Annotated in this window: 21 protein-coding genes; 14 read left to right on the forward strand and 7 right to left on the reverse strand. The window is 37.5% G+C overall.

Annotated features, from left to right (window positions below; translation table 11 throughout):
- The first annotated feature begins 80 nt into the window (after positions 1–80).
- Positions 81–803 (forward strand): Crp/Fnr family transcriptional regulator, encoded by a 723-nt coding sequence (locus tag BLS02_RS15910; protein ID WP_092494021.1) that lies wholly within the window; start codon positions 81–83, stop codon positions 801–803.
- Between the two features lie 114 nt (positions 804–917).
- On the opposite strand, the gene BLS02_RS15915 is transcribed toward BLS02_RS15910, so the two are convergent.
- Entirely contained in the window at positions 918–1,889 is a 972-nt protein-coding gene (locus BLS02_RS15915) for an AEC family transporter (protein ID WP_175559512.1), read from the reverse strand.
- 187 nt (positions 1,890–2,076) lie between these two features.
- Between BLS02_RS15915 and BLS02_RS15920 the strand changes: the two genes are divergently transcribed.
- The 3 genes from BLS02_RS15920 to BLS02_RS15930 are packed head-to-tail and all read left to right on the forward strand — an operon-like array spanning position 2,077 to position 5,235.
- Complete coding sequence (locus tag BLS02_RS15920; protein WP_368073028.1) at positions 2,077–2,706, forward strand: TetR/AcrR family transcriptional regulator; 630 nt, start codon at positions 2,077–2,079, stop codon at positions 2,704–2,706.
- Positions 2,707–2,719: 13 nt separating this feature from the next.
- Positions 2,720–3,634, forward strand: coding sequence for an ABC transporter ATP-binding protein (locus BLS02_RS15925; RefSeq protein ID WP_092494023.1), 915 nt, complete (start codon positions 2,720–2,722; stop codon positions 3,632–3,634).
- Positions 3,634–5,235: an ABC transporter permease gene (locus BLS02_RS15930; RefSeq protein WP_092494024.1), complete on the forward strand. Its 1,602-nt coding sequence runs from the start codon at positions 3,634–3,636 to the stop codon at positions 5,233–5,235. Before BLS02_RS15925 ends, BLS02_RS15930 begins: the two co-directional genes overlap by 1 nt.
- A 355-nt stretch (positions 5,236–5,590) precedes the next feature.
- Here the strand turns inward: BLS02_RS15930 and BLS02_RS15935 are convergent, their stop codons facing one another.
- Complete coding sequence (locus BLS02_RS15935; protein ID WP_175559513.1) at positions 5,591–6,214, reverse strand: metal-dependent hydrolase; 624 nt, start codon at positions 6,212–6,214, stop codon at positions 5,591–5,593.
- Positions 6,215–6,394: 180 nt separating this feature from the next.
- On the opposite strand from BLS02_RS15935, the gene BLS02_RS15940 reads away from it, so the two are divergent.
- Complete coding sequence (locus tag BLS02_RS15940) at positions 6,395–7,120, forward strand: EcsC family protein (RefSeq protein WP_092494026.1); 726 nt, start codon at positions 6,395–6,397, stop codon at positions 7,118–7,120.
- Between the two features lie 78 nt (positions 7,121–7,198).
- Positions 7,199–8,296, forward strand: a complete 1,098-nt coding sequence (locus BLS02_RS15945; RefSeq protein WP_092494027.1) for a mechanosensitive ion channel family protein — start codon at positions 7,199–7,201, stop codon at positions 8,294–8,296.
- Between the two features lie 31 nt (positions 8,297–8,327).
- Here the strand turns inward: BLS02_RS15945 and BLS02_RS15950 are convergent, their stop codons facing one another.
- On the reverse strand, positions 8,328–9,101 hold the full coding sequence (locus tag BLS02_RS15950) for a DUF3891 family protein (RefSeq protein WP_092494028.1): 774 nt from the start codon (positions 9,099–9,101) through the stop codon (positions 8,328–8,330).
- 201 nt (positions 9,102–9,302) lie between these two features.
- Between BLS02_RS15950 and BLS02_RS15955 the strand changes: the two genes are divergently transcribed.
- Entirely contained in the window at positions 9,303–10,154 is an 852-nt protein-coding gene (locus tag BLS02_RS15955; protein WP_092494029.1) for a VOC family protein, read from the forward strand.
- Positions 10,155–10,529: 375 nt separating this feature from the next.
- Here the strand turns inward: BLS02_RS15955 and BLS02_RS15960 are convergent, their stop codons facing one another.
- A complete protein-coding gene (locus BLS02_RS15960) occupies positions 10,530–11,132 on the reverse strand; it encodes an alpha/beta hydrolase (protein WP_092494030.1) in 603 nt (200 codons plus the stop codon).
- A gap of 24 nt (positions 11,133–11,156) precedes the next feature.
- A complete protein-coding gene (locus BLS02_RS15965; protein WP_092494031.1) occupies positions 11,157–11,591 on the reverse strand; it encodes a MarR family winged helix-turn-helix transcriptional regulator in 435 nt (144 codons plus the stop codon).
- Positions 11,592–11,777: 186 nt separating this feature from the next.
- Between BLS02_RS15965 and BLS02_RS15970 the strand changes: the two genes are divergently transcribed.
- Positions 11,778–12,005, forward strand: coding sequence for a group-specific protein (locus BLS02_RS15970; protein WP_092494032.1), 228 nt, complete (start codon positions 11,778–11,780; stop codon positions 12,003–12,005).
- A gap of 50 nt (positions 12,006–12,055) precedes the next feature.
- On the opposite strand, the gene BLS02_RS15975 is transcribed toward BLS02_RS15970, so the two are convergent.
- Positions 12,056–12,604 carry a hypothetical protein gene (locus tag BLS02_RS15975; protein WP_254788797.1) on the reverse strand — a complete coding sequence of 183 codons (549 nt, stop codon included), beginning with the start codon at positions 12,602–12,604 and terminating at the stop codon, positions 12,056–12,058.
- Between the two features lie 186 nt (positions 12,605–12,790).
- On the opposite strand from BLS02_RS15975, the gene BLS02_RS15980 reads away from it, so the two are divergent.
- The 6 genes from BLS02_RS15980 (at position 12,791) to BLS02_RS16005 (ending at position 17,338) form a co-directional block, all read left to right on the forward strand.
- A complete protein-coding gene (locus tag BLS02_RS15980) occupies positions 12,791–13,123 on the forward strand; it encodes a PadR family transcriptional regulator (protein WP_092494034.1) in 333 nt (110 codons plus the stop codon).
- Positions 13,120–13,752, forward strand: a complete 633-nt coding sequence (locus tag BLS02_RS15985; protein WP_092494035.1) for an HAAS signaling domain-containing protein — start codon at positions 13,120–13,122, stop codon at positions 13,750–13,752. The genes BLS02_RS15980 and BLS02_RS15985 overlap by 4 nt, the downstream gene beginning before the upstream one ends.
- Before the next feature lie 108 nt (positions 13,753–13,860).
- On the forward strand, positions 13,861–15,339 hold the full coding sequence (locus tag BLS02_RS15990; RefSeq protein WP_092494036.1) for a DUF4153 domain-containing protein: 1,479 nt from the start codon (positions 13,861–13,863) through the stop codon (positions 15,337–15,339).
- The gene (locus BLS02_RS15995; protein WP_092494037.1) at positions 15,336–16,040 is read left to right on the forward strand and encodes an isoprenyl transferase; all 705 of its coding nucleotides are present in this window, start codon (positions 15,336–15,338) and stop codon (positions 16,038–16,040) included. The genes BLS02_RS15990 and BLS02_RS15995 overlap by 4 nt, the downstream gene beginning before the upstream one ends.
- A 424-nt stretch (positions 16,041–16,464) precedes the next feature.
- Positions 16,465–16,782: a PadR family transcriptional regulator gene (locus BLS02_RS16000; RefSeq protein ID WP_092494038.1), complete on the forward strand. Its 318-nt coding sequence runs from the start codon at positions 16,465–16,467 to the stop codon at positions 16,780–16,782.
- Complete coding sequence (locus BLS02_RS16005; protein ID WP_092494039.1) at positions 16,769–17,338, forward strand: DUF2812 domain-containing protein; 570 nt, start codon at positions 16,769–16,771, stop codon at positions 17,336–17,338. Before BLS02_RS16000 ends, BLS02_RS16005 begins: the two co-directional genes overlap by 14 nt.
- Before the next feature lie 287 nt (positions 17,339–17,625).
- On the opposite strand, the gene BLS02_RS16010 is transcribed toward BLS02_RS16005, so the two are convergent.
- On the reverse strand, positions 17,626–18,765 hold the full coding sequence (locus tag BLS02_RS16010) for a conserved virulence factor C family protein (protein WP_092494040.1): 1,140 nt from the start codon (positions 18,763–18,765) through the stop codon (positions 17,626–17,628).
- Between the last annotated feature and the right edge of the window lie 19 nt (positions 18,766–18,784).

Raw genomic sequence — 18,784 nt, forward strand, 5'->3', positions numbered from 1 at the left:
TCAGGACTGCTCTTTATTTAACGTCCTCTGTTATAATGTAGTTAGAGAAATTATTTTGAATTGTTGCGGAGGCGGAAAAAATGAAGGGCGATAGTCTTGAACATAATGAGTCTGCCAAAAAACTTTGTGTTTCATTGGTGCCGATTTTTAACCATCTTGATCATTCAGAGCAGGTTGATGTGGCCAAAACAAGCAGAAGTAAAACATATGAAAAAAAGGAAATTATTTTTCAGGCTGGAGATCCGTCCGAATATTTATATATCGTGCATCGGGGAAAAGTTAAAATTTATAACCTATCCGAGTCGGGGAAAGAACAATTGATCCGAATATTAAATCCGGGAGATTTTATGGGAGAATTATCTGTCTTTACGGATGAATTGCTGACTAGTTACGCAGAAACCGTCGAACGGACAGAGATTTGTGCTATTCATAAAAATGATTTACAAGAATTTCTTGTCGAAAAGCCGACAATCTCCTTTAAAATTCTTGCAGAAAGCAGCAAGCGGCTGAAGGATGCTGAAAAGTCAATTGAACGGTTAAGCTCGAAGGATGTTGAGAAGCGGCTGGCATCTTATTTAATGGAACAGGTAGAGAAAAAGACGAATTCAGGGGCTGCATCTGAAATTATTTTGCCAATGAGTAAGAAGGACCTCGCTAAGGACCTCGCTTCTTATATAGGAAGTACACAGGAAACGCTTAGTCGCCGATTAACCAGTTTTGAAGAAAAAGGCTGGATTAAGCAAACGGGTCAGCGAAAAATTAAACTCATTGATATGGAAGCGTTGCAGGATATTGTTGAATAATGGCATAGATTGCCCATCAGCTTATATTACAAAATAAAAGTTAGCGGATATATAGGTGTCCGCTAACGATGTTATTTATTTAATTTCCCTTTACTGCTTGAGCGGAAGAACGTTCTATCCAACAATTAAAATAAGGAATATCGAGATTGTGATAATTGAAATCAGCGTGGTAGCGAGTATGTATAACGGTACTTGCTTAACCAAAGTATTATATTTTTCTGCAAAGACGTATACAATTGCCCCAGTTGGTAAAGCCGAAAGAATAATAATCGTAGTTGCCCATAAATTGTCGTCGATTGGAAAAACAATATAAACGAAAAAAATAGCCAGTAAAGGCAAAAATATTAATTTCAAGCTTAATAGCGTGATAAATTCAGATACATTGTACTCTTTATTTTTTAATATGCTTCGTTCACCTGACAGACCCAGTCCCAGAGCAAATAAAGCAGTGGGACCTGCAGCAGGACCAAGTCCTTCTGTGAATACATAGAAAGATTCAGGCAGTGGGATTTCTAAAAAGGCTACGATAATCCCAAATACTAATGAGGCGTTAATTGGATTTAACAGAATAGGCTTTACGATAGACCCAAACATAGGAACGATTTTCACCTTTTTACCATTCTTGGTATTTATCGCTTTTGCTGCTTCAAAGGAAACGATAATAAGTGTAATAACTGTTAGGTCGTATATAAATGTTGCGATTGCGGCTGGTATTGCAGCTTCTTGTCCAAACGCAGCAATTAATAAAGGGATACCGAGAAATCCTGTGTTTCCGTAAGTGGTAATCATTCCATACATCGTCACCTCAGGGAACTTCTTTTTAAAAATAAATTTAAATATAGCTACGGTCACGACAAAGCAAATTAAAGTAATAACTAAATTTATAATAATAAAATTTGTATTCGTGATTTGCTCAATGGGTGCAGTAGATAACGAGAAAAATAGTAACGCTGGGAGTGCAAAGTAATACACGAAATAGTTCAAAGATGATGTACCATGAGTTGGTAATAAGGAAAGCCTTCCAGCTAAGAATCCACATAAAATGATAGCAAAAATCGGTATGACTACCTGAAACATCGTCCCCATCAGTTCCCCCCTAACGCTAGAATACATAGCATTTTCCATCGTAACATAAATGATTAGTATGCCGTTATCTATAATCTTCAATTTTGTCAGAATTTTATTGACCAAGGTGGTCTAACGTGTTAATCTGAAGTCGACCAACGTGGTCTATTTTGTATGAATTAGGAATAAACTAACGCAAAGGAGGGGGTTGGATATTACGAAAAAATTTGAAAACCTCGATAATGATAAACAACAACGAATTATCAATGCTGCACTAAAAGAATTTGCTGAGAATGGATATGAAAAGGCCTCAACAAACCGAATAGTAAAAAGCGCCGGAATTGGTAAGGGAATGCTATTTTATTATTTTAAAAATAAAAAAGCACTTTATCACTATTTGACAGATTACACATTAGACATTGTAAAAAATGAATATCTAACCCTCATTGATACAACTGAACCTGATTTTATTGAACGAATGAAGCAGGCAGCCCGAGTTAAAACAAAAGCTCGATCTGATAATCCCGATACCTTTAATTTTCTGGGGACTCTGCTGTTAACCAGTGAAGGAGAAGTATCAGCTGACCAGTTGAAGAAGATTCAGGAGTTACAAAAACTGGGAAACTCAAAGATCTATGACAACATTAATAATACGTTATTCCGGGATGATATTGATGTTGATAAAGCGTTCAAGCTAGTTCGGTGGTCAATTGAGGGCTACCAGAACGAAATATCAGCCCAACTTGCTGGACGAAAAATGTCTTCAATTAATTTAGATCCATACTGGGATGAGTTTTATGAATATCTGGATATTTTAAAAACAAGTTTTTATAAATAGAGGGGGATTTTATATGAGCTTATTGAAAGTAACTAATCTAACAAAAAAGTTTGGCAAATTCACAGCATTGGATGGCATTAACATTGACGTAAATGAAGGAGAAGTTTACGGCTTTATTGGTCCAAACGGTTCGGGGAAGTCAACCACCATTCGCGTATTGCTAGGTATTTTAAAGGCAACGGAAGGCGAGGCTAAGGTCTTTGGCAAGGATGCATGGGCAGACGCTGTTGAAATTCATAAACGTATTGCGTATGTTCCGGGGGATGTGAACTTGTGGCCGAACTTAACAGGCGGAGAAGTTATTGATCTTTTTGTGAAATTGCGTGGCGGTAATAATAAGAGTAAACGCGAAGAACTGATCAAAAAGTTCGACTTAGATCCATCAAAGAAATGCAGAACATACTCAAAAGGAAACCGTCAAAAGGTTGCATTAGTTGCTGCATTTTCGTCAGAAGCGGATCTTTATATTCTGGATGAGCCGACATCAGGACTTGATCCGTTGATGGAACAGGTTTTTCAGGAATGTGTAATGGATATTAAAAAAGAAGGCAAGAGTGTCCTGCTTTCGAGTCATATTTTATCTGAAGTGGAAAAGTTATGTGACAGGGTTGGCATCATTCGTCAGGGTAAGATTATTGAAACGGGCTCACTAAGTGAGTTACGTCATTTAACACGCACGAATTTGCTTGTCGAAACGAAGCAACCAATAACATTGTTAAACGAGTTAAAAGGTGTTCATGATATTGAAGAAAAAGATGAAGCTTTTTCATTCCAGGTAGATTCGGAAGAGTTAGATGCTGTAATTAAGCATGTCAGTCAATTTGGCGTTGTGAGACTGGAAAGTGCACCACCAACATTAGAAGATTTGTTTATGCGTCATTATGAGGGAGAGGGGCAAACAGAGACGGGAGCAGGTGGTGTATCCTAATGGCTGGTAATCTGTATAATAAAACCGGGCGACTTTCGCAGTTAATTGTAAGGCTGGATCGCTTCCGTATACCTTTATGGCTAATCGGAATATCTTTTTTTACACTAATAGTACCGCCGGCTTTCGCTAGTTTATACCCTTCTCAAGAGGATAGAGATGTTATGGCCGAAACAATGATGAATCCTGCGATGACAGCGATGGTAGGTCCTGGTAACTTAGTGAACTATACACTTGGGGCCATGAATACACACCAGATGCTGCTTATGACGGCATTAGTTGTTGGGCTTATGAGTATCCTGCTTGTAACCCGCCATACCCGAGCCAATGAAGAAGATGGACGTATTGAAATGATTCGTTCCCTGCCAGTTGGACGTCTTTCTAATTTAAATGCAACGTTGCTTGTTTTAAGTGTAACGAATGTTGTGTTGGCTTTAATAACTGGATTGGGACTGTACGCGCTAGGTATAGAAAGTATGGGGTTAGAGGGATCTTTACTATATGGTGCTGCATTAGGTGCAACCGGTATTTTCTTTGCAGGAGTTACGGGTTTGTTCGCACAGCTTTCGGAAAGTTCTCGTGGGACGATTGGATTTTCAATAACAGTGCTGATAATCGCTTACCTTGTACGTGCTATTGGTGATGTGAGCAACGAAATGTTGTCAGGATTCTCGCCTTTAGGGTGGGTCACTTCGACTGAGGCATACTCCTCGAATAATTGGTGGCCGATTCTGTTGTTGATTGGTACATCTATCATTCTATTTATTCTGGCAAACTATTTAAATGCTATCCGTGATTTAGAAGCTGGATTTTTGCCATCGAGGCCTGGCAGAAAATATGCTGCTACACTTCTCCAAAGCCCTATAGGTCATGCCTTTAGACTGCAGCGAACTGGAACAATTTCCTGGGCGATTGGCATGCTCTTAATGGGCCTTTCTTATGGATCTATTTTCGGTGATTTGGAATCATTTTTTGAAGGAAATGAAATGCTGGAAAAAATGTTAGCCTCTAAGGAAGGCTTTTCTGTAACGGAACAGTTTATTCCCAAGCTAATGATTATTATGGCACTGCTGTCAACGGTTCCTCCTGTGATGGCCATGAATAAACTTTATGGTGAAGAGAAGAAAGGTCGTATTGAGCACTTACTTGGCAGGGCCGTTTCACGTACACGACTTATGGCTAGTTATTTGGTCATTTCAGTTGTGAATGCATTTGTTATGATTTCTCTTTCTGCACTTGGTCTCTGGGGTGCTGGAAAAGCTGTTATGGAGGAAGGGCTTAGCTTAGGGATGGTTTACGGAGCAGCTATCGTATATTTCCCGGCGATGTTAGTAGTAATAGGTATTGCGATGTTACTTATAGGCTTTGCACCAAAGTGGATTAGTTTCATTTGGTTATACGTATTTTATTCATTTATCGTTCTTTATTTAGGAGGGATATTCCAATTCCCGGAGTGGGTCGGAAATCTTTCTCCATTTGGTCATATTCCGCAACTTCCGATAGAAGATATGAGCATTATGCCGGTTATCATCCTGACTATAATCGCCATCAGTCTGTTAATTGTTGGGTTTATTGGATACAATAAGCGAGATATTGAGAGTTGATTTATATAATTTAAAGTGACTAGTATCGGTAATAATGATACACTTGAATTTGCGATGAGCTGATTTGTGTAAGACGAAGGACAATGCAATTCATGTGGATGTGAACACATGGTCTTTCGCCACAAATTTCGTAAAAGCGCCTGTACAGTAAATGTATAGGCGCTTTCTTATTTATATTTTGTTTTATAAAAAGGTTATGAGGACTCGAAATTAGTTCAAATGCCATGAAAAGGTCACTCATCAATCGAGTATTTCTCCGCAGCATGGATTAGCATTCATCTAATCAAATATCAAAGAAAATCACGATAATGTCGCATCGGTGCTTGTGTCCAAACTTTTTAGAAAACAGCCTTTTTCAGAACTTCAAAGGGAATGGTAATAATAAGGGGATACCGCGTTTATTTGTGGGAATGAGCTTCATATCCGCAATTAGATGACTGATATAACCTAAAACACAAACAATAAATATATTTTCAACAGGTACACTTAACGAAAATAAATGAGCGATATAGCTGAAAAAGGAAAGACCTATTAAAGAATGTGTATATGAACGATGAGGTAATAAAGAAGCTGCAGCGACATAGGTACCGCTGAGCGTTATCCACAATGTGCTGAGCATAATTCCCAATGAAACTGCACCTAGACCAGTTAATAAAAGCATCATTTTTTGCGAAACCATTTTGGAAAGGATAATTACGGTAAAGCCAATCCCAACACCAATTAGCTTTTCAATTCCAATTCCGTTAACCCAAGAATAGATCATCATTATAATGCCAGTTAAGATCATAACGTTTTGTAATAGTTTATGCGAAAATGAGATCTTTTTGGCTAAATTTCCCCCTGTATCCAGGTCTGGCACAAGTGCAGCTACAACGCCAGCTAATGTTAAGGATCCTATTGTTACATAGTCAGCGCTTGAGAAAATCCCTACTGCAAGGCCGATTCCACTTCCAATTGTAGCGTGACTAATTCCATTCATTTTTCTCTCTCCTTTGATTAGTGTGGGTAGCAACTTTAACATCATAACTTAAATTAATTACGTTTTAACAGTAAATTAGAAAAATGTAGACCTTTTTCCTATAGGGGAATTCATATACTGAATCCTTTTCATCAAAAAAACGTATACTTAACTATAGGTTGAATAAGGAAGGTTTTGAAAATGACAGACTATGAATTGAAGGTTTATGAAGATCTGCAAACGTGGCGGAAAAAAGTCTTGAAACAGTCAGGTCTGATAAATCAACTATCAAAAAAAGCACAAACAAAAGTTAATGGCTTGATCCCAGAGCGGGCCCATAAAATCATAACAGATAGTATTAAAAATATGGTTAAGGCAACCTTAGTCGGTTCAAATATTACAACAAAGAAAAAACAGCCAGCTGGACTGAGTCTTTATAAGAGGGATGAGATCCTTCAGGAAAAGCTCGCCTCTTATCGAAAAACAGCGGTTATTGAGGGGGCAGGAACAGGTGCAGGTGGCATTTTTCTGGGACTTGCTGATTTCCCATTACTTTTATCGATTAAAATGAAGTTCTTGTTTGAAGCTGCTGCTGTTTATGGTTACGATACAGATGAATACGAGGAGCGTTTGTTCATACTTCATGTTTTCCAGCTTGCCTTTTCAAGTGATGATAAACGAAAAGAAACTTTTCATATTATCGAGAATTGGGAAGCAGAAAAGGGAAAGCTAGCTGATATGGACTGGCGGGTTTTCCAGCAGGAATATCGGGATTATATTGATTTAGTCAAAATGCTTCAACTGGTCCCGGGGTTTGGTGCAATAGTTGGGGCTTACGCCAATCACAACCTGCTTGATACCCTAGGGGAGACTGCAATGAATGCATATCGGCTGCGATATTTAACACACCAACCACAAGATTACTAGTGGTTGGTTATTTAATACTTCGATGAATGGAAAGCTGCTATGTTATTATAGGAATGGTAAAGGAGGCGGGGTTTTGTTATGACATGGTCTTGGGAACTGTTTTTTTCATATGAAGTAGTAGAAGATATTGCAATCTCAATTGGTATTATTTTATTGTTTTTAATCTTTAGGAAGATTTTCGCAAAGTATGTATTCAAGCTTCTTTTAAAGTTGAGTAAGAAAGCACCGAATGATTTCTTTTCTTATATATTTATCGCGTTTGAGAAGCCGGTTCGATGGTTGTTTATTATTATAGGGATATATGTAGCCGTTGATTACTTTCCTTATTTGGAACAGGCGAATCCATTATTCCAGAACATCATAAGGTCTTTTGTTATCTTTATGGTAAGTTGGGGGTTGTATAATCTCTCCGCTTCATCATCGCTGCTTTTTTTCAAGATTGAAGAGAGATTTGATATTGATATTGACGATATACTGATTCCGTTTCTATCGAAGGCGCTGCGGTTTATTATTGTAGCAATCAGCATTAGTGTGATTGCTCAGGAGTTTGGGTATAATGTAAGTGGTTTCGTTGCTGGACTTGGTTTAGGAGGACTAGCCTTTGCCCTGGCAGCAAAGGATGCTATCAGCAATTTATTTGGCGGAATTGTTATTATTACAGAAAAGCCCTTTACAATCGGACATTGGATTAAGACAGATAGTGTTGAAGGTGTCGTTGAAGATATTACATTCCGCAGCACATTAGTAAGGACCTTTGCTGATGCACTTGTCACAGTTCCTAATGCAACATTAGCAAATGAATCAATTACGAACTGGAGTCAAATGAATAAACGGCAAATAATGTTTTATTTAAGGGTGACTTACGATAATCCTCGCGAAAAAATTGAGACAGTTGTCAATCAAATTGAGGATTTACTTAAAAAACACTCCGAAATTCATCAGGAAACTATTTTTGTTTCCCTTGATCAATATAAAGAATATGGATTAGATATTTTGTTATATTTCTTTACAAAAACTACTGACTGGGGAAACTATTTAAACGTACGAGAAGAATTAAACTTTAAAATACTGGAGATTCTTGAGAACGAAGGAGTTACCATTGCTATACCAAGCAGAAGATTGTATATGGACTCGGAAAGTGATGGTCAGATTCCGGCTAGACAGGAATCTGAGTGATTATAAAGGAGCTGTTCTGGCAGCTCCTTTACTAATTCGTATCACGTACTAACTTAACATTAACCTGTTGGGTGGGTTCCTCGTGATAACTTTCAATTAATCCTTTTTTTGAGATGGAGTTCTTGTTGACGACTTTTTGCTGTAACGTAATCGTTAATGGCCTGTCAAAAAGAAGTTTATCCGTTAAAATGGTATTCTCATCCACCCAGCGAAAGTTTAATTTTTCGCGGTTAAACACGTCAATAGAGGAGGAAACAGGAATTCCTTTCTGAAAAAAAGGATGTTCCTTTTCTTTTGGAGTACCAGGTTCATTCAAGCAAATATATAAAGACAAATTATCACAAAGCTGAAGCAAGCCATAATGGAAGTTAAATGCATCCTGATCAAAATCTGTTAAGGATTGGATAATCCGCTTCTGGCGTTCTTCTTCTTGTTGTACAAAAACTTGAGCTTCTTTGGAAGTATCATCAAGGAGAAAACGGGAATAATGTTTACTGCATAAAAGTCCTGCATAGCTATCAACCTTTTCAACTTCCTCAATACCATGCTTATAAAATACAGTCTTAGGCAGAACAGGAAAATCGACAAATGTAAACGGTGCTTGTTTTTGGTCATTCCAAAAAGGCTGTTTGTCTAACAACTTCCAGCCATCATCATGTTTATAAATAGCATATTCAACAGACTCCCTGAATTCTTTTTCAGGAATCAGTGATTCTTTAAGGTTTGCAGCAATTTCACCTGATAGGTAGGCATGATGCTCCTGTTCAATCATGAAAAATTCATTTCTATGTTCTCTTACAATCATAGACCCTCACCCTTTTCAGTTCAGTTGGGATTTGCTTATTAAAGTATACGAAAAATGAATAGAGGGATAAAGTGTTATGCGTTTAACGTTAATAGTTAAAGGCGAGGTTGACATAAACGGATTTATTATATATAATTACTTACATAAAGTAACTTAGTTTTTAATAGTAATTATAAAGCGTAATGGAAAGGAACAAATAATATGGAAAAGAAATTCTTCGAGGAGCCAACCATATATGTTGGTGAGGTTAATATAAATGTTACAAATCTGGAAAAAGCACTTACTTTTTATCAAAATATTATCGGATTCAATGTACTAGATCAAACAGACAGTAAAGCGGTGTTAACAGCAGATGGAAAAACGCCTTTGTTAACATTAGAACAGCCAGCTGACGTTGTGCCAAAAGAGGATAGGAAAACTGGATTATTTCACTTTGCGATTCTTTTACCAAGTCGCGCGGATCTTTCTTCGTTCTTAAATCATATCGTTCAGACAGGAACACGCCTGGGGGCCTCTGATCATTATGTTAGTGAAGCACTTTATCTTAATGATCCAGACGGAAATGGTATTGAAGTATATCGTGATCGGCCTTCATCTGAATGGAGTTGGTCAGATGGGAAGGTTGCGATGGCTACCGAACCTTTAGATGGGGAAAGTCTGCTTGCAGAAAGTAAGAAAGAGTGGAATGGTTTGCCTAATGAAACCGTAATGGGGCATATTCACTTGCATGTAGCTAATTTGGCTGAAACAGAGAAATTTTACAAGAATGGCCTTGGATTCGATATTGTTACAACTTATCCTGGTGCACTTTTTACATCGACCGGTGATTACCATCACCATATTGGATTAAATGTATGGAACGGGGAAGGTGCTAAAGCTCCATCCAGGAACAGTGCAGGAATGAATTGGTTTACACTTGTTTATCCAAATGAAAAAGTCAGGGAAGAAACAATTAGCCAATTAAAGCAGGTTGGAGCTGATGTGAAGCAAGAATCAGATCATTATATAACACAAGATCCATCTGGGAATACAATACAATTGATCCTAAATTAATAAGGCTGTTTTCTTAAATTAACGGATTCAGTTTTGAAGTAGTAGATGCTAATAACAATAGAAGTATCATACGAATTAGCATATATTTCAGCAAGATAATAACAGTTTAATTAGCAAACAAAAGAGGCTGGGACAAAACTAAAATTCTCTACATTAAAGACGAATAATAACAGGGTAGGTTGTTTAGAACGTTCATTATCAATAGGTGAATCTAACACGTAATTGATATAAACTGCGAACTAACTGCTGGAATAACCTCTATAAACTCTCGTCTCGCCATCTGGATTCGCTACGGGCGGAAAGCGAAATGTATAAACCTAAGAATAGAGCCATTAAAAAACCGTTCTGCCATATACGTGCAGAACGGTTTCTTTTTTATATATTTTGATACCATTTACTTGCTGCTTCTACTTCACTGTATGCTAACTGGTGACCATTTTTTTCCCAATGGAGTTCAACACTTGCACCGGCATTTTCAAATAATGACTTAAGGTCCTCTGACTCCTGTGCCGGACAGATTGGATCATTTGTCCCTGCGCCGATAAATACATTTTTTCCAGAAAGATCTGGCAAGTCAATTCCTCGTCTTGGAACCATTGGATGATGAAGAATAGCGCTTTTTAACGAATCCTGATAATGGAATAATAAGCTTGCTGCAATATTTGCGCCATTTGAATATCCAATCGCGATTATATTGTTTCGGTCAAAATCATTTTCTTCTGCTGCTTCATCGAGAAATTCATTTAATTCTTTTGTACGAGCGATTAAGTCCTCTTCATCAAATACACCTTCAGCCAATCTTTTAAAGAAGCGTGGCATACCATTTTCAGAAACATTTCCGCGTACACTTAACACATTGGCATCCTTGTCAACCTCTCCTGCTAGCGGAAGCAGGTCCTGTTCAGTCCCTCCAGTGCCATGCAGTAGTAGTAGTGTTGGTTTCGATTGGTCATTTCCTTTTTGGAATATATGTTTCATTGTATTTCTCCTTTCGATTTCAGCTTATTTTTTCTTCACACTTTCTAAGCCTATTCTTTTTAGAATATCGATAACTGATTCCAGTTCTTCAGGACTTACATCTTCAAAAACCTTCTCTATTACCTTCTCATGTTGTGGGAAGATATCATCCATCAGTTTTTTTCCCTGATTCGTTATTCGAACATGAATAACTCTTCTGTCTTCTTCACTGGTAATCCGTTCCAACAGACCTCGCTGCTGTAGCTTGTCAATTACGTAAGTCATGGAACCACTATTTATCAGTACTGCATCACAAATCTGATTTACAGTTAGGTCACCTTTATGATACAAAGCTTCCAAAATTGTAAATTCAGTGATGCTGACACCATAACTTTTTATATCTTTCTTAATACGCTCCTCAACTGATTTTGAAGCCCGCATCAATACTACAAAAGCGTTTAATGATAAATTCCTATTCATAATACCATCTCTCTCCGGTAGTTTATTCTGAATTAAAGATAATTATAAAGTATATAACATAAAGAAGTCAAGAATCGGAGCCTGTCACTACCCAGTATTTGTCGAATTATCCTCAAGTTGATTTATCCTAGCTAATTAGATACCTTGGAAGGAGAGTCAATATAATTCGAACGGAGGGTGATTTAAGTGGGAGTATGTAATATCGATCATTCACAGGAATCTGTTGTAAAGAAACTTAAGAGTCAAGAGGAATTTCTGCCAGAGGATTTAACCGAAAAATTGTATCACTTTTTGGATGAGGACCGTTCGCAGGAAACACTAAACGAATTATTACATCTTTTTAAAAAGTATGATTTGGCTTCAAAAAGTGAACAGGAAGAGAGAGATGGCCAATTAACCGCACTTATAAGCTAAAATTTAGATTAAGAACTGCCATCCATATTTTTGAATTGGATGGTAGTTTTTTAGGCGATAGAATCTGATCCCGGCTTGGTATAATCAGCAAGTTTCCCTTGATATACTAACTGAAAGGCAGGTTCCTTCTGCAAATCATGGGGGGTTATTAAGGATAGTGGTTTCTCGAAATTAAAGTTGTCAGATTCCATTAACACGGAAGCGACAAACTCCGAGCAAAAGAAGGCATTTTCTCTGTTAAACTTCTTATTTAGCATAATGGCAACTAACCCTAACAGGTTGTAACGATAGATTTCTTTTTGAGATTCTATTTTTTGTATATAGGCATTCATTTTATTGATCTGATAGTCATTGACTGTACAGCAATAAATGGCACACTTGGCATTCGTGAACAACTCCTCCGAAATATTTTCTTTAACAAACCCACCGAAAAAAGGGTTTCTTCGACTTGTTCTTCCAAAACTATAGACTCCCATCAGATTCTCATCTAAAGCTATTGATGCATGATTAAATGGTTTCTTTGTGTATAGCTTTATCATTCTTGTAAATAGTGTGCCAGTGTCTGTTAATAGCATATAGATCTTTTTATTTTTCATCATGAAATACTCCTCATCGTTTTATATAAGGTAATTTTAAAGATTACGTTCAACCATGATAAGCGTCCTGAGTAATATTTTATAATAAGCCCTAAGGCGTATTTGAAAAAAATAACCTGTTCGCCTTTACAAATAAAGATTAATTTTATATAGTATAGATACCTAATAATTCTAGGTAGGTGAAAAGACATGTTTAATCGTGAGCTTGTGAAAGGGAGTACGTCCCTGCTTGTTCTGCAATTGTTGAATGAACGAGACATGTATGGTTATGAGCTGGTTAAAGAGATGGCCATGCGAAGTGACCATCATTTCCAAATAAAAGAGGGAACGTTATATCCTGCGCTTCATAAGTTGGAGAAGCAGGAATACATTGATTATTACTGGGAAAATCGGGAAAAGGGCCCGGCCCGTAAATATTATTGTATTACGTCCCAAGGCAAGGAAATTCTTGATGAACGAACGAATGAATGGCACCGTTACGTTCAGGTAATGAACAACCTGATTCGGAGAAATGAATCGTGACGTTAAAAGATCAAAGGTTCTTCCTGGAGTTATCTGAGGAAATCGGGAATCACCCCGATAAGCAGGAGATCCTGGCAGATTATGAAATGCATGTATTTGAAATGCTGCAGGAAGAGTCCATTGATGATCAAAATCTATATAGTGAATTGGTTAAAAGGTTGGGGACACCTCAGGAAATAGCTCAAATATGGAAGCAAGAAACAATAATTACGCCCAAAAGAACACAATGGTTATTTGTCATCATTAATGCTGGGATATTTATTGGCGGGGCTCTGCTCACTCTCAGCTACAATATTTTTCATTGGAACTGGGCGGAATTAATTTGGGAAAACCTGATAAATATACCTTTAATTATTATGCTGTTATACATAATGTTCTGGGGACTTATAGGCTATGAAATAGGAAAAGAATTTGGTCATGGTGGATACAGATTAATGCAAAAAACGTTTCTTTTTTCAATTGTGCCAAACATATTACTGATGTACTTAATCATTTTTAAAATTATTCCGTACACATGGTTTCAGCCGCTTTTAAGTTTTCGGTTTATTGTAGTGTGTATTGTTTTTACTGCATTTCTTTATCCCGTCAGTATGGTTGGTTATCGGTGGGGAAAGAAAGTATCTGTATAAATGGGCTGATGGTCTTTTGTGGAGTCAGTCCTGATAAGATATATATTTTTTTACCTATGTACATAGAATTTCGATGTATATAGAATAACATTGTATTGGTGGGGTATTATGGATATTAAAGTTCAACAAAAAGATTGGTTGTTTTTGCTTGTTTGCTTAGGGTTGGGGATTCTGGCGGAGCTTAGTTTTTTTCATGGAAGTATAGGGGTTTCCTATCTGGTGTTTATCGCTGGATTATATGCTGTTGTGTTTCTTCGCTTTCGTCTTACATTTACCCATCGAAGGATTGGCCTGCTTGTCATGGTGGCTATCTGGCTGTTGGCTGCAAGTTATCTGTTGTACGATAATTTCCTTTTCTATAGCCTTAATAGTTTTATTATACCGGTGTTAGTCTTTTTCCATATTGTCTTAATAACAAGCCCAAATAAATTGAGGTGGAGTACACCAGTATTCGTGACTTTACTGACAAATAAACTTGGTGAGGGGATCAAATACAGCTCATCTTTTTGCAATAAAGGGTTTAGAAGAGTGTTTAAGAATATGGATGAACAAACAGCACAAACGGTGAAGCGGATTTTAATCGGGGTAATAATTGGGCTTCCGCTGCTTTTGCTTATAACGGGGCTGTTAATGTCGGCTGATGCTGTGTTTCAGGATATCGTGTTACGCTTCCCGCGCTATATCGTACAGCTTAATTTTCTGGAAGGAGCCTTTCGTTTTGTAATTGTAATCGTTTTGACCTTTGTATTCTTTGGTGTCTTTCAGGTTCTGCAGGGACGGCCGAATCCAAAAGCATCTGATTATGATACAGAAGAATGGAATGTACGATGGAACAGTGTTACAGCAATAACTATTCTGGTTCTACTTAATTCTGTGTACGTTCTATTTGCAGCGATTCAATTTAAGTACTTTTTCAGTAATGGGTTACAGGAGGGCTTAACATTTGCCGAATATGCAAGGCGAGGGTTTTTTGAGCTGATGATTGTTACTTTAATTAACTGGACGATATTAATAAGTTGTTTAAAACTAATAGATGAAAAACGTAAATCATTGAAGATAACCATTAAAATTATGTATTCACTGCTAATCGGAGTAAGCTGTGTTATGCTTGCCTCCGCGTACCAACGTTTAAGTATGTATGAAGCGGCATATGGATTTACATTGGACCGGATTCTTGCACATGCATTTATGGTATTTTTGATCGTAATTTTTGCTTACACGCTAATTAAAGTGTGGGTCGAACGCTTATCATTACTTCATTTTTACTTAATTGTAGGGTTATTGTTTTATACAGGGTTAAATGTTATCCATATTGAAAAAATCATTGTCGATAACAACCTGGAACGCTATGAACGTACTGAAAAAATAGATATACACTATTTGAATTCGTTATCCTACACTGGTGTGAATGGGTTAATTGAATTATATGAAAAAAATCCAGAATATCCGCAATTGGAAAATGTTCTGGCTAACCGAATAGAGTGGGCAGAGAGACGGTCTGAAGGCTCATGGCAATCCTTCAACTTCATGAAGCAAGAGGTAACACAAAAGCTGCAGGAACTTGAACTTAAGGAGGAGAGCAGATGAATTCATATGTACCAAAACATGTCGCCATTATGATGGATGGAAATGGCCGGTGGGGTAAAGCAAGAGGGCTCAGCCGGAGTGAAGGTCATTTTGCAGGTGCAAAGACAATGGAAAAAATTATTGATGCCAGCATAGAATTAAATATTAAAATACTTACATTGTATGCATTCTCTTCTGAAAACTGGTCACGACCAAAGCATGAAGTTAGCTATTTAATGCACTTACCGGTAAAATTTTTTAATCAAAAGTTGCCTGAATTTATGAAAAGAAATATAAAGATACTAATTTCCGGAAACATGGCAGATCTACCAGAACTAACGAGGAAGGCACTTGTAAAGGCAGTCGAAGAAACAAAAAATAATGATGGGCTTATCGTGAACTTCGCGTTTAATTATGGAGGTAGAGCGGATATCCTCCAGGCGGTCAGAAAAGTAATTCAAGAGGTCCAAAACGAGCATACAGCATGGGATAATGTGAGTGAAGAAATGATTCAGCAATATTTATACACGAAGGATCTGCCAGACCCGGAACTTGTAATTCGCACTGGAGGAGAGAAAAGAGTAAGTAATTTTCTGTTATGGCAATCCTCCATGTCAGAACTGTACTTTTCAGATGCTTATTTTCCTGATTTTAATAAGGAGCTACTTTGTGAAGCAATTAATGAATTGCAAAGGAAGAATTCAATTCCGAACTATGGTTAATAAGAAAAGCTGCCATCAGATGTGGAATCTGGTGGCAGTTTTATCGGTTCTTAGGAAACCTAATATTGAGCGCTGTGGATAACTGGACTACAGAATCAGCTACAGCTAATGACAACCAATGAAATATACCATCCGTGACATAGTATTTGGAATCAAAAATGTTATACTTGTGGTACAAATTTGATTGATTTTCAATAAGATTAGTCTTCAGCAATAGGGTCATTTAATTGAATAAGATTACATAAAAAGTCGATTTCCCTACGTAAAGGAAATCGACTTTTTTAGATTAAATTTTTGCCTATTTTAAAGGTTTTACTTTAAGTTCCTTCGATGAACTTAAAAAATGCTGTTGACTATTCAGTTGAACTGTATTACATTATTATTAAGTTAAACTATATAGTTAAACTGAGTAAAGGATGAGATTATGAAACATAAATTATTGCCGTTGTCTGAAACCATGCATTATATTTTATTAGCTCTACGTGAGCCACTCCACGGCTATGCCGTAATGCAGAAGGTAGAAAAAATAAGTAATGGTACCGTTATTTTAGCGGCTGGTACATTATACGGTGCGATTGAAAACTTGAATAAACATGGTTGGATTGAACCTGTTGGAAATTCAGGTCGGAGAAAAATTTATATGATAACTACAGAAGGAAGCGCCATTTTGAAAATGGAACAGGAAAGGCTATTGCATATTTTATCCTTGTATGAAGGAAGTGAATCAAATGAAGATATTTAAGGTATTTTTTGATATTGAAAAAGAAGAGCAATGGCTAAACGAGCAACTGCAAAAGGGCTATCGCTGTACAAATATTAGTGGATTGGGGATATACACTTTCAAAAAAACGGACAATAGATATGTTATGCGACTTGATTATCAAGATTATTTACCAAAGAAAAAGTTCAAGGAATACCAAGCGATATATGAAGATTTTGGTTGGACCCATATAGTGGGGTACCGGCTGGGTGGAAAACAGTATTGGCAAAAAGAAGAAGATGATCAAATTGAAATCTTCTCGGACCGCCAATCAAAGGGTAATTATTATAAAAGATTAATGGGGTATTCATTTTGGTTGGGTATGCTGTGTTTGTTTTTTTCTTATTCGATTTACAAGGATTCGGGATTATATTTAACTGAAGGTCTTTGGAGTATGAAAGGTTCATTGTTTTGGAAGGCACTGTTATTTGAAACTCCATTTGTCCTTTTGAGGTCTCTTCCCGTACTTATGGTTGTTTTCTTTGGCAGCAGTTTCTATCGGGCTTATCGAAAGTATTCAATGTTAAATGAAAAATAATATGCTTGGTGTATGAACTTTTTTAATGCTATTGTTGAATGCGAAAGGCTAATTTATCAGTTAAACAATGATAATTTAGCATGCCTTTATCTTCCAAAGCGTTATGCCATTGGTAAATGCGGTAGCAACAAGTGGTAAATTCTGTGGTAGTCGATGGTAAAAAACATGACAGTAGTAGTACATTCTTCTGGCCGTGATCAACAGCCAGCTCCGATGTATAGGACATACTAGTGCCGGTGACAACACAGGACGTGGGTTCTCACCGGCCAGGCCTTTGTTTAATTAGATTATTTCTGTTTCGTTGCCTGAGTCATCTGGTGCCAAATGGACCCTTTGGCTTCTTCCCCGTCTTCAATCCGGGCTAGAGCCATCTTAACTTGCATACGCACTTCAAATTCCGGGTCCTCCAGAGCTTGCTTTAATGCAGGTATGGCAGTTTCGTCACCAACTTCATATAAATACATAGCTGCACGCCAACGGACAATGCGGCTTTTATCAGTTAGTGATTTGATCATTTCAGGGATTGCATCTTTGAATCCTAAGTCTGACAAACAATCACCTGCAGTGCGTCGTACGTTTACTGCTTTATCTTGGAGTGCTTTATACAAATATGGAAGTACTTCACGTTCTTCAATCATACCCAAATATGCTGTTGCAAGACGACGAACAGATGCCTTCTCATCATCAAGTGCTTTATCTAATACAGGAAGATCATCAACAATGGGATCCATCCTGTCCAGTGCGGCATAACGATCCTTCCAGTTTGGCTTATCAAGCATGTTAAGCGTAACCTTCTTGCGTGGAGCTGACTTCTGATCACTGGCTGTTTCATCTGCTTTTGCGAGTTTAACTAGCTCTGCTACACGCTCAGGGTCATAGCTTGCTTCTATTTCATCAACAACCTCTTGACCAATTTCCTCCACATCGCCATAACGCGGGCTTTGTTCTACCCATTTTCTTTCCATTAACATATTTTCAGATGCAACAGATGCTTCCATTGTGGCGTTCATAAACCGTTCAGGAAGTCCGAAGCGGTGCTCATTATCCCCTTCTTCCAGTTTCACTTGCATAGGGATATACCGAAATTTTTGGATAAAAACTTTTACTTCCCCAAAATTTTCATCACTTGAAGCAGCTTCGTTTGTTAAACTATCTGAATTCTCTTCAGATGATCCTAATACGGTACGAACTTCCGGCAAAATTTCCTCCCATGGAACGCGTGGATTGCGTTCAAGTGCGATAAAATCGATGACACGGTAAAGGCCTTTGACCCCGTTTACAGTAAACAGTTCCTGTACATAATCAGGAGCATGGGTAACGTCGTCATTTAGTTTATAATTTTCTGTTTGTCCATCAGTTAACTGTTCGTCCACGTTTATTTTCATAGAATAAGGGCTTGGTGTTGGTTCAATTGATACAATCTTCATTATGATTCCCCCTCGACAG

This window comes from Virgibacillus salinus, assembly GCF_900102415.1.
Classification (GTDB): domain Bacteria; phylum Bacillota; class Bacilli; order Bacillales; family Amphibacillaceae; genus Lentibacillus; species Lentibacillus subterraneus.